This window comes from Vallitalea guaymasensis (assembly GCF_018141425.1).
Taxonomy (GTDB): domain Bacteria; phylum Bacillota; class Clostridia; order Lachnospirales; family Vallitaleaceae; genus Vallitalea; species Vallitalea guaymasensis.
In genome coordinates, this window is record NZ_CP058561.1 from 1,775,417 (window position 1) to 1,787,567 (window position 12,151).

The following is a 12,151-nucleotide window of genomic DNA, read 5'->3' on the forward strand; positions in this document are numbered from 1 at the left end:
CATTAGAGGCTCGTTGTAAATAGAACCGTGGAATAAATGCGGAAGTTATTAAAGCACCTAAAAATCGGTGCTTATATTTTGAAAATTTCGGGACATTTTCAAAAATGCTTGACATATAAAAATAGTTCTGATAAGCCTAAGACTGCAATTCTTCCCCCCTCTGATATATATTGCCAATTCTCACATGATATTTGCTCTTGATCTTATCCAGTCTTTCAAACATATTTGTTTTATAGCCATACAAGAACATGCTTCTTAACAATCTGTTCTGGTTAAGTAAAATACCATGCAGCAATTCCTTGCTCATCAAATGATCATCAACATATATATCAACACCTGTTATTACATTGATATCATTTCTTTTTATTAATATATCTTTGACCTTGTCATCATCTGATACAAAATCAATGATATATGAACCTTCATCAAAGGAGTAGAATATCTTATTCTTGTCACCATTGCAATTAATAACTATATCACTTGATATTTCTTGATTCACATTATAATTGGTTATCCCAACAGCTAGACCTGTTTCATCATATATTTCATCAACTCTTTCTTCAAATATCTCTGGCTTTGAAGTTACTATAGTCAATGAATTGATACCTTGATATATATTATCAATAATAAATCTTGTTTTACTATTATCTCCATCTATTATAACAAAATTCATATCTTTTAATTCTTTATTACTCAAATTTATTATTTTTTTTATTACTTTATCAATGTACAAAAACTGAACAGCTTTTTCACTACCTACAATTGATTCAAAGTAATCTCTATAGTCCTTAAGCTCTTTTGATATGACTAAGGTATTGATATTATAGATTAAATGCCTTCTGTTGAATTCATCAATGATTGCTTTTGTGTACTCTTCTTCAATCAATTCCTCTTCTGTAATAGGTAATTTTATGTCTAGTCCCAAATTACCCAAATAATCAATTTCTGTTATATTAAGTGGCAACTTTTTTATTATATAATTCCTTACCATTTTCTTGGGAAAGAATCTAATGAATGGGTTACGAAAATTAATGTCTCCAGTTTCTTTGTTACAACTTATGATTGCATATTTTTTATACATATAACTCACTTCAAATTATGTTTTAGTATAACTTATTAACATAATGGGGTTTTTATACATGTTTTTTTCAATCAGATAAATTTAATTTCTTCTATTTTTTCTTTTAGTTCCTCCATAGATTGGGTACTATTGATTTCTCTTCTTATATGGGCAGAACCAGGTAATCCTTTTGTATACCAGGAAATATGCTTTCTCATTTCCCTAACAGCTGTGTAGCTGCCTTTATATTCTGACAGCATTTCTAAGTGCCTGTTGATGGTATCTATAATTTCATCTAACGTAGGATTAGGTAGTACCTCTCCGGTTTCTAGGTAATGGATTATCCTACTGAATATCCAAGGGTTACCTTGTGCTCCTCTTCCAATAAGTATACCGTCACAACCAGTTTCTTCTAATAACCTCTTAGCATCTTCTGGTGCAAAAACATCTCCATTGCCTAATACCGGTATTGTTACTGCATCTTTAACTTGTCTTATTATATCCCAATCAGCTTTTCCACTATAATATTGTTCTCTGGTTCTTCCATGTACTCCAATAGCAGCAGCTCCGTTTTCTTCAGCTATCTTAGCTACTTCAACAGCATTGATATTACTTTCATCAAAACCTTTTCTAATCTTGATTGTCAATGGTTTATCTATGGCTGTAGAAACCTTCTTCACTATTTCTCCAATTAACTTAGGATTTTTCATGAGCGCTGAACCTTCATTATTATTAACTATTTTTGGCACTGGACATCCCATATTAATATCAATTATGTCTATAAGAGGATTTTCTTCAGTAATTCTTTTTGCCATTTCAGCCATAAGGTCTGGTTCTGATCCAAAAAGCTGTACTGCTACTGGTCGCTCTCTTTCATCTATCTGCATTAATAGTTTTGTATTCTTATTATTATAGTATATAGCTTTTGCGCTTACCATTTCTGTGTATACCAATCCGCATCCTTGTTCTTTGCATAATAGTCTGTATGGTAAGTCGGTTACACCTGCCATAGGTGCTAATATTACATTGTTCTCAAGCTCTATATTTCCAATTTTCATTTTCATAGCATCACTCAGTTTTTATTTTTATCGTGTATTATTTTAAGTCCCTTCAATGTTAACATTGGGTCATATACGTCTATAGCATTTGTTTCTTTGTAGATGACTTTGGCAAGTCCGCCTGTTGCAACTACTTTCATATCAGGTAAGTTCATCTCTTCTTTTACCTTCTTGACAATATATTCAACTTGTCCTATATAACCATAAACCAATCCTGCCTGCATACTAGTGATGGTATTCTTTGCAAGGATAGTCTTAGGTTTCTTGATCTCTATTTCTGGTAGTTTAGCTGCCTTTTGCCATAGAGCATTAGCGCTTATCTTAAGCCCTGGTGATGTTATGGCTGCATTGAATATTCCATCTTCCGTAACTATATCGTAAGTAGTTGCAGTTCCAAAATCAATAACTATGGCAGGTCCTCCATAAGTATAATAAGCACTTACTATATTGACAATTCTATCTGCTCCAACTTCTTTTGGATTGTCTGTTCTTATATTGATACCTGTTTTTACCCCAGGTCCAACTATTATAGGAGTAGTTTTAAAATATTTTATTATACCATTAACCAGTGAATACATGATATTAGGAACTACAGAAGCAATGATTACATCTTTTACTTCATTCACATCTATTCCCTTATGTAAAAATAAATTATACATGAATAGCCCATATTCATCTGATGTTCTAGGTGTTTTTGTTGTCATTCTCCAATTTGCCACTAGTTTATCTTCTTCATAAGCTCCTAACACTATGTTAGTATTGCCAATATCTATAACTAATAACATTCAATCACTTCCTTTAATAATCTATTACTATTTTTTTGATTAAATAATAGTGGTAATCACCTTAGATAGGCTATCACCACTATTAGAATATTTATTTTCTATAAAAAGCCTTTTTGAGGGAATAAACTACTCCTATGGATACTGCGGCGGCTAGAACAGCTTCTCCTACACCGCTTGTAGTAGCAACAGAGTATATTAACGTTTTTGCCTCTACGCCCAATTTGTCTTTTATAAAGTCAGAGTATACTATGAATATCATACCAAGTACACCTATAGTGTTAGTAAAACTACCAATTACAGCACCAAAACCAACAGCTATTGATTCTGATTTTTTAGTTTTACCTAGCAGGTGTTTAATCAATGCATATGAATAATAAGTTGTAATCCCTATCAATATTCTTGGCAATACTGAAATAAGTGGATTCATGAATAATGGGTCTAATGGTGATGCTGGCATAGTAAATGCTTTAATCAAAGTCGCTACACCGAATCCCAAACCGACTACAACACCCATGATAGGTCCTTCAACAATAGCTATTATTATTGTAGGTATATGTAATATCGTTGGGTTAATTGGTGGTAAAGGAATCAATCCAAGTGGTGTATATGCTAGAATAATAGTTATAGCCACCATTACCGAAGCTAATACAAGTTTCCTAGTACTTACTCTTTTTTTCATTGTTCCAACCTCCTGTTCTCATTCCCTAAGGATACAAGACATTCTTTATATTTAGTTTTCTCATAGTCTATCTATAACTTGATAATTACACTTAGTTTGATGTATAGTCTAATGAAAAATACCAGTCATATTATAACATAATTTCATCAAATAACAACTATATTAATCCACAAAAATTCATCAATCTATACTCTATAATCAACACAAGCTCTAGCCATTGCAACTTTTTTGATGAACTTACCTACTAAAGCATGGTCTGGATTGATCTGATATGCATTAAGGTCTGATATTGATTCTACATCTACAGTAAGAACCAAATCATAATTACTATTATCAGCTTCATCATCGTTCAATCCTACATGAAGATATTTTATTTCTTCTACTTTACCTTGTAATTTTTCTAACAACTCTTTTGTCTTGTTTAGATTATATTTCTTATCATTGCCTTCTGCTTCTTCTTGATATTTGAACATTACCACGTGACGGATCATAATTGTTTTCTCCTCTTCTATATTATTTAATTTTATTCTTCTCCTAGATAAAATACTCTGAAAAACATTTCTAAGGATTCCCATAATTCCTGCTTGTCAGTTTGCATTTGCTTGATCTTAAGACCACTGCCGATTTCATCAAATAATAAATCATTCTCATTGGCTTCTACTTCTAAGAACAAGTCACCACTTTCTTCAAATCCTATAGTCAGAATTCCACCAACATCTTCTGTATATAAAACAGATAAGATTTTAAGTTCATCCTTTATCTGTTGTGGAAGCTGTTCAAAGTCTTCGTTCAAATAATACTTTTTATTATAAGCATTGGAAACACATAATATTACTCTTTCATCAAACATATATATCAAATCCTTTCATTATCATATTCTATACGTATCCATATATTCCTCTTACAGAAACTTCTCCTGAAGTTACTACTATATCTTCTCCTTGCTGGTCTGTTACTATGAGTTCACCTTTATTGGTGACACATTTCACATTACCAGTTATATCCTGTTTTCTTCCTGTAACTCTTACTTTTCTGCCTATATTTATACAATGTTCATTATATTCCTCAATGATTTTAGTTAAGTCTTCTGTTGCAAGGTATTTTTTATAGTAGTCTTCAAAAATCTCTAGAGTCCTTTTAACAAGTTTTTTTCTTTGATAGGATTGATTTCCTTCTATCATCAATGAAGTTGCAATATTATCTAATTCTGGTGGGAATTTTTCTATATTCACATTTATTCCTATTCCTACTACCACAAAATTGATAAAGTCTATTTCCGAGTTCATTTCTGTTAGTAATCCGCATATTTTTTTACCGTTCACAACAATGTCATTAGGCCATTTGATTGACGCTTCTAAGTTGGTTATCTCTCTTACAGCCTTGCATACTGCTAGTCCTGCTACCAACGTCAACATTGAAGCATTCTCTGGCATCACACTAGGTCTTAATATAGCAGACATCCATATGCCTGTACCAGGTGGAGAAACCCACATCTTACCTCTTCTACCCTTACCTGCTGTTTGTTCTTCAGCAATAACGACCGTTCCGTTGCTTGCACCTTCTAAGGCTAATTTTTTAGCTTGTTGATTGGTAGAGTCCAGTTTATCAAAATTAATTATTTTATTACCGATAATTTCTGTATTAAGATTATAATGTAATTCTTCGCTGTTCAATATATCAGGAGATGATAGAAGTCTATAGCCTTTTCTCGTAACGGATTCGATTTCATAACCTTCTTCTTTTAAACGATTAATAACTTTCCATATAGCCGTTCTGGAGACCCCTAGTTGTTTGCTTATTTCTTCACCTGAAATGTAGTCATCAGCTTCATTCAGTAATTGTATTATTTTCTCTTTCATAGTGTATTCCCTACTTACATTCTTTTTTATGTATTATATCAGAATGAAATAAATAGTGTCAATTGTAATGAATTTTTAAGTTTCGTTTAATGTTAGAATTAAATTGCAGGTAAGTCAGAAAAAATGTTTTGTTCGGACTTGGCTTTTGCAAAATAGTATATGTATATGTTACGCCAGCAACTTGCTCGTCCTGAGCTCAACGAATAATAATGGACATCGAGTCCATTATCATTCCTGACAGTCCAGTAGGGCTGTCAGATTAAATGCTGGGTTCGGCGTCCTGCCTCACTACTCCACATATACATATACTATTTTGCTTTGAAATTTCCGTATGTATAATCACAAAACATTTTTTCTTCTGATTAGTATAACTATTGGTTATTGTAGATTTTATTTACAATTGTAAAAGCATTAAGAAAAAGACAGTGAATATACCACTGTCTTATTAATACCTATATTGTTCCGACCATCACAGCTTTTATAGTGTGCATTCTATTTTCAGCTTCGTCAAATATTACTTGTGAGTACTGTTCGAATACTTCTTCTGTTATTTCGTTGCCTTTTACTGCTGGTAGGCAATGCATGCATATTGTGTCGTTTTTATTGGTTTTAGTTAGCAATTCTTTATTTACTTGATATGGTTTTAATAATTTGATTCTTTCGGCGGCTTTGGTCTCTTCGCCCATTGAGCACCATACGTCTGTATATATTATATCTGCTTGTGCTACTTCCTCGGTATCGTCTGATATGTTTATTATACTTCCTGATTCTTTTGCAAAGGCTTTGCATTCATCTATTAACTGGTCTACAGGCCATAACTGTTTAGGAGCGATTAATGTGAAATTCATTCCCATCTTGCTGCATCCAATCATTAGACTGTTAGCCATATTGTTACGTCCATCACCTACATAGACAAAATTAAGTCCTTCCAGCTTTCCAAATTTCTCTTTTATAGTCAATAAATCGGCTAATATCTGAGTTGGATGGTAATCATCAGTCAATCCATTCCATACTGGAACACCGCTGTACTTGGCTAATTTTTCTACATGTTCTTGTGAAAAACCTCTGAACTCTATTCCATCAAATAATCTTCCTAACACTCTTGCAGTATCTTCAACAGATTCTTTATAACCTAATTGTATATCGTTCTTACCTAGATACTCAGGATGCCCTCCTTCATCTGTACAAGCTACAGTAAAAGCACATCTTGTTCTTGTAGAAGGCTTTTCGAATATTAAAGCTATATTTTTCCCTTTTAAACCTTCTCCAATAATACCCATTCTCTTCTTTTGCTTCAAATCTCCTGCTAGATTTAATAAATATTCAATTTCAACTTTGTTAAAATCCTTCAAAGTTAATAAGCTTTTTCCTTTTAGGTTAACTGTCATAGCCATCTCTCCTTTATGTATATTTATTCATATTTATTAATTATTATTCTATAAATATTAATCCATTTTGTCAAGTATTAAAAAACCGACTACATTATTGCAGTCGGTTAAGCTTATCTAAAATGAATTCAGGCTCTTTCATACATTCATCTATGTAGTCGTTAAAATCAGTCCTTGCTATATCTACTTTCAAAACTGGCAGTTTTTTTTCATAGCAATATAGTAAGTTACCACTTATATTTGGTTGTTTTGATTTTCACCATATAATTCAAAAGCTAACTTGAATCCTATCTTGAAACCATAAACAAAATGAATTTTAGATTCAATTACAGAACTTTCAGATTTTATGTCCAGTAATCTTTCGTAAACTTCTCTTTGCTCTTGGTTTATTAGATCTTGAAATTCACCTTCTACTTTAATAACTTCTGAGGTAGCTTTTATGTACTCATCTGTTTGACAGAAATTTTCATACGAATCAATTTCTCCATTAAATAGTTGTTCTATTATTGATTCCATATATGCCTCCTTAATATTATAAATATCATAGATTACATTGAATTCCACAACAAACAGATGTATAATATATTTACCTCTGTTTATTGTGGAGGCAAGTTAGAAGCAGTGTTCATTTTAGAGTTTTGGCACTGCTTCTTTTATTTTGCCTTGAGGTCATCAGCAACTTTCTTAATACCCTTACGAACTACATCAGAGCGGTTACTATTAAGCTCTTTGGCACATTCATCAAGCATATCCATAGTTTCTTTATCCACTCTTAACTGTAGTCTTATATTCTTAGGATTATCAGAAAGCGGTCGACCCATTTTCTTGGATGCCATTATTTCACCTCACTTTTTGTTAGCACAATAATATTGTATATTTGTTACAACAAAAAGTCAAGTATTTATCATAAAAATATTAGAATTGATGCGTTAAGTTAATAACTCATCAGACTATTAATTAGTATCTTTCTGATATTTTAACTTATACTTAGTAGTAAGATAGTAAGTGTGCCATAGTACAATATCATTAATTTAAGCTTTTTGACATATATTAAACTAATTTTACTGATAACCAATAGGTAAGTTTTAATATTAATTTTGCTAAATATTATAATTTTCTACATTATTAATAACCATAGATATCTAATAATTCTAAAATATATTGAAAAATTATCTTGTTATGTTATTCTATATTAGAGGCTAACTACAGTAGCCTATTTTTTAAAATTTTAAAAGTTTATTTATAGGAGTGATTAATTTATGAAAAAATTGCTTTTACCATTATTAATTATCTTATGCCTTTCGGGTTGTATGAAATTTACTCAAATACAAGATAAAGCTGATAAAAATAAAAAAGCAGATAATCTTTTAACTAGCAATTCAGAACAAGAATCAGATTCTTTATATCCTGTAATAAAGGATAATATACATGAAATAGATAATACTCTTCTTAAAGAAATTGTAACAAGTTATTTTCTTGTTTTTGATTTTGATATGTCTTTAAATCAGGATGATTTAATAGACTATGAAAGAGCTTTTCAATACATAAGGAGTGCAGGTACATATCCAATAGAGCCTTTTGAATATTGGAAGTTGTTTGAGGACTATTATGATTCAGAATCAGATAATTATATCATTCCTGTCGAATTAGTTGATAAGCTTATATCAGAAAAAAGGATAAAATCCTCACATTTTGCGGGACTAACTGTAGTTGATGATACTTATATAGTTGATAGTTTATTTTGGACTGTAAGGTCAGAACTTCATCAGTATTTTAATAAAGACAAATGGATACTTACTGTACCATCAGAAATTGTTGACGAATATATATTAAGCAAGTTTAATACAAAAATAGACCACTCACAAATAAAAGAATATGATGAAAACAGCCAAATATATACTTATGAATCGTTTACAGGATCGTTTCATTACGCTATAACAATTGAAGAAGTTCTTGTTGATGATGAAATAGTAACATGTAAATGTATCTTAACTAATGAGATACAGGAAAATCCAATTATTTCATATAAGGTAACTTTTGTAATAAAGTTAGTAGATGGTGAGTATAAATTTTTATCTGTTGATATTAAAGATAATAATATATAGTTTACATTTTAGAAGCTTTTCCACAAACTTTGGCTGATTGTCAAGTATTCTTAACTATCATCTAAAAAAATGTATAAAAAATAGAGTTCTACATAACTAACTATGTAGAAACTCTATGTGAATTCTTAACTTATTGCCATTGTACCATGAACGGCTAAACCCCTTTACTCTGAACAGCAAGGTGACTCAACCTATTTACACAACCTATCCCTATAATCCCTTACATAACTACTAACCATATCCCTGATAAACATAACATATTCAACATCTGCACCTTTATTAGTTATAATCAAAGTAGCCACCGTATTTATCAAGTTATCCAACTCCCTATTATTATCCCCAGCATCACCAAGCCCATAGCTTTTTATCAACAATTTTCCTATCTGCTTAGCATGCCTCTCATGAAACTTGGAATGAGCTAGAAAATTACCATCCTCCACCTTTTCATCCTTGGATTCAATTATCTCCATCCTGAATAAATACAATCCTATTCCTTTTTTCTTTTCCATTTCCTTATATAAACTCAATATATAATCAACAAATAAATCCTCATTCCCCTCAGATGAATCAATCAACGCTTCCAATTTATTCATTGACTCATACCAGAGTTCGTTAAAAACTTCATACACAACTTCTTTCTTGTTAGGAAAATAATTATAAAGCGTTCCTACTGCAACATTACACTCCTTAGCTATTTTTCTTATATCTATAGCATCAAACCCTTGCTCATTAAAAATTGTAATTGCAGTTTTAATTATTTTCTCTCTTAGATCTTTAATTATTTTTGGCACTGATTCCATCCCCTTCAAGCTACATTAGGCAGCCCATTGCTTCCATCTCGTAATTGATATATTTCTTTATTAACAATTATACCAAGAATTCCTGTTAAAATAAAGGTTAGTACATCAGCCACAGGTTGTGCAAGTAAAACTCCATTCAAACTAAATAATGAAGGTAATATGAGAATTAATGGTATCAACATGATTCCCTGCCTTGAAATAGATAAAATAGCTGCTTCTTTTGCTTTACCAATAGCTTGGAATAACATATTGATAACCATTGAATACCCTAATAGTGGTAACGAAATGGACCAAATCCTTAATCCTTTAACAGCTATCCTAGCAACTTCAGCTTCTGGTCTAAAAATCATTACAATAGGCTCAGCAAAAATCATGAATACTGCAAAAACAATTATACAATATATTGTACTTACTTTCGTGCTTACTTTCGTTGAATCCAATACCCTTTGATACTTTTTAGCTCCATAATTATATCCAGCTACAGGTAAAAATCCTTGTGTATATCCTAGTAAAGCATAGAACCCTAGCATAAATACTTTTGACACAATACCTATAGCAGCTACTGCTTCTGTACCATATCCAGTTGCAGCTTTATTCATTAAACCTATGGAAAAACTAGCAAGTAACTGTCTTATCAATGTAGGTAAACCAATCGTTAATATTTGATTATATATCTTTTTAGAGGGTTTAAACATACTTAACTTCATTGGTATCAAACTTTTCTTCCTTATATAATAGCTAAGTAAAAATACAGTTGTGATTGCTTGAGCAATTATTGTTGCCAAAGCAGCACCTGCAATACCCATATCAAATGCAAATATAAATATTGGATCTAATATAATATTAAGTATGGCTCCAAGCATAAGACCAAACATTGAAATTATCGCACTACCCTCTGCCCTTAATAGATTGTTGAGTGCCATATTTCCAAGAATAAAAGGTGCACCAATAAATAAAATTGATGTGTAAGCCAAAGTATAACTAATATTATCGCTATTGGCTCCGAACATATTAACCAAAGGCTCTAAGAACACTAGACCACATATCCCTAGAATAACTCCTGTTATTATGGTTGTTATATAAACAACCGTAATAGTTTTACTTGCTTCTTTTTTATTATTTTCTCCTAATAATCGTGAAGTATATGAAGAACCTCCAATACCAAACAATTGCCCAAATGCTACTAAAACCATAAATACAGGAAAACCTACTTGAGCCGCTGACATTGCATTGGTTCCTATCCAACTTACAAACATTGTATCAACAAAATTATATACTGCATTTACCAACATACCAATTATGGCTGGTATAGCTAATTTTGTAATTACTTTTGATACTTTCTCCTGCCCTAACAATTTACTTCTATCATCTAATTGCTCCATAATTTCATCTGTCCTTTCAATCTAAAATGTATGTTAAATTTTATTATGAACCTGTTCATTTAACTTATAATATTATTATATGAACATGTTCATTAAAAGTCAAGTAAAATTTTTATTTTTTCTCTTGACTTTTCTTTAATAAGTGTGTATTCTGTTTATATTACATATATACAGTTGTAGAATTAGCTATTTATTAATAAGCTTTTAGGGTATTTCAACTATCACTACTTTTGAATAGTTGAATAAATGTATGAATTGGAGATAGAATTTTAATATTATCCTTAATTTTTATAGGTGTCGGCAAAAGTATAAAGAAAAAATATAAGAGGTGAATTATAATGTTAGAGGTAAAAAATTTAACTAAACAATTTGATAAAGTTAAAGCTGTAGATGACATCAGTTTTAGTGTAAATGATGGTGAGATAGCAGTATTATTAGGACCTAATGGTGCTGGTAAAAGTACGACTATCAAATCTATTGCAGGTCTTCTCAGATATAAAGGAGATATAACAATCAATAACATGAATAATAAAACTGTAGAAGCAAAAAGAGTTTTTGGATATGTACCAGAAGCCCCTGCTGTATATGACATGTTGACCATATATGAGCACATCAAATTTATTGCTACAGCATACAAATTGAAAGATTACGAAGAAAAGGCAAAAGAACTACTAATGACTTTTGATTTATGGGATAAAAAAGATAAATTAGGTGCTAGTTTATCAAAAGGAATGAAACAAAAAGTTAGTATCTGCTGTTCCCTACTATTAGACCCCAAAGTCATCCTGTTCGACGAACCTATGATTGGTCTCGACCCAAAAGCCATAAAAGAATTAAAAGAAACTTTCTTAAAACTTAAAAAAATGAATCGAAGTGTATTAATCAGTACACATATCATTGATAGTGTGGAAGAAGTATGGGACAAGGCATTAATCATGAAAAATGGACAAATCGTTCTATCAAGAACACGAAAAGAGATAGCTGCTAATAATGAAACTCTTGAAGAAATATTCTTTGATGTTACGGAGGCATAAT

14 protein-coding genes are annotated in these 12,151 nt (G+C 31.2%); 2 read left to right on the forward strand and 12 right to left on the reverse strand.

All coding sequences use genetic code 11. The annotated features are described in order from the left end of the window. Nucleotides 1-136: 136 nt before the first annotated feature. The 10 genes from HYG85_RS07955 to HYG85_RS08000 form a co-directional block, all read right to left on the reverse strand. Nucleotides 137-1,081: a hypothetical protein gene (locus HYG85_RS07955; RefSeq protein ID WP_212693040.1), complete on the reverse strand. Its 945-nt coding sequence runs from the start codon at nucleotides 1,079-1,081 to the stop codon at nucleotides 137-139. Nucleotides 1,082-1,152: 71 nt separating this feature from the next. Continuing rightward, complete coding sequence (gene dusB, locus HYG85_RS07960) at nucleotides 1,153-2,124, reverse strand: tRNA dihydrouridine synthase DusB (RefSeq protein WP_212693041.1); 972 nt, start codon at nucleotides 2,122-2,124, stop codon at nucleotides 1,153-1,155. Nucleotides 2,125-2,132: 8 nt separating this feature from the next. Further along, nucleotides 2,133-2,903 carry a type III pantothenate kinase gene (locus HYG85_RS07965; RefSeq protein ID WP_212693042.1) on the reverse strand — a complete coding sequence of 257 codons (771 nt, stop codon included), beginning with the start codon at nucleotides 2,901-2,903 and terminating at the stop codon, nucleotides 2,133-2,135. Nucleotides 2,904-2,994: 91 nt separating this feature from the next. Beyond that, on the reverse strand, nucleotides 2,995-3,582 hold the full coding sequence (locus HYG85_RS07970; protein ID WP_212693043.1) for an ECF transporter S component: 588 nt from the start codon (nucleotides 3,580-3,582) through the stop codon (nucleotides 2,995-2,997). 185 nt (nucleotides 3,583-3,767) lie between these two features. After that, a complete protein-coding gene (locus tag HYG85_RS07975; RefSeq protein ID WP_212693044.1) occupies nucleotides 3,768-4,073 on the reverse strand; it encodes a Dabb family protein in 306 nt (101 codons plus the stop codon). Between the two features lie 32 nt (nucleotides 4,074-4,105). Continuing rightward, a complete protein-coding gene (locus HYG85_RS07980) occupies nucleotides 4,106-4,432 on the reverse strand; it encodes a DUF6145 family protein (protein ID WP_113672428.1) in 327 nt (108 codons plus the stop codon). Between the two features lie 28 nt (nucleotides 4,433-4,460). Further along, on the reverse strand, nucleotides 4,461-5,441 hold the full coding sequence (locus tag HYG85_RS07985; protein WP_212693045.1) for a biotin--[acetyl-CoA-carboxylase] ligase: 981 nt from the start codon (nucleotides 5,439-5,441) through the stop codon (nucleotides 4,461-4,463). A 452-nt stretch (nucleotides 5,442-5,893) separates the two neighbouring features. Further along, nucleotides 5,894-6,829: an ornithine carbamoyltransferase gene (argF, locus tag HYG85_RS07990; protein ID WP_212693046.1), complete on the reverse strand. Its 936-nt coding sequence runs from the start codon at nucleotides 6,827-6,829 to the stop codon at nucleotides 5,894-5,896. Nucleotides 6,830-7,063: 234 nt separating this feature from the next. Further along, nucleotides 7,064-7,345: a DUF6809 family protein gene (locus HYG85_RS07995; protein ID WP_212693047.1), complete on the reverse strand. Its 282-nt coding sequence runs from the start codon at nucleotides 7,343-7,345 to the stop codon at nucleotides 7,064-7,066. A gap of 137 nt (nucleotides 7,346-7,482) precedes the next feature. Next, entirely contained in the window at nucleotides 7,483-7,665 is a 183-nt protein-coding gene (locus HYG85_RS08000; protein ID WP_212693048.1) for a ribbon-helix-helix protein, CopG family, read from the reverse strand. Between the two features lie 423 nt (nucleotides 7,666-8,088). Between HYG85_RS08000 and HYG85_RS08005 the strand changes: the two genes are divergently transcribed. Then, the gene (locus HYG85_RS08005) at nucleotides 8,089-8,934 is read left to right on the forward strand and encodes a hypothetical protein (protein WP_212693049.1); all 846 of its coding nucleotides are present in this window, start codon (nucleotides 8,089-8,091) and stop codon (nucleotides 8,932-8,934) included. Between the two features lie 191 nt (nucleotides 8,935-9,125). On the opposite strand, the gene HYG85_RS08010 is transcribed toward HYG85_RS08005, so the two are convergent. Beyond that, a complete protein-coding gene (locus HYG85_RS08010) occupies nucleotides 9,126-9,725 on the reverse strand; it encodes a TetR/AcrR family transcriptional regulator (protein WP_212693050.1) in 600 nt (199 codons plus the stop codon). A gap of 14 nt (nucleotides 9,726-9,739) precedes the next feature. Beyond that, a complete protein-coding gene (locus HYG85_RS08015; protein ID WP_212693051.1) occupies nucleotides 9,740-11,116 on the reverse strand; it encodes an MATE family efflux transporter in 1,377 nt (458 codons plus the stop codon). Nucleotides 11,117-11,454: 338 nt separating this feature from the next. On the opposite strand from HYG85_RS08015, the gene HYG85_RS08020 reads away from it, so the two are divergent. Beyond that, nucleotides 11,455-12,150, forward strand: a complete 696-nt coding sequence (locus HYG85_RS08020; RefSeq protein WP_212693052.1) for an ABC transporter ATP-binding protein — start codon at nucleotides 11,455-11,457, stop codon at nucleotides 12,148-12,150. Nucleotide 12,151: the final 1 nt, after the last annotated feature.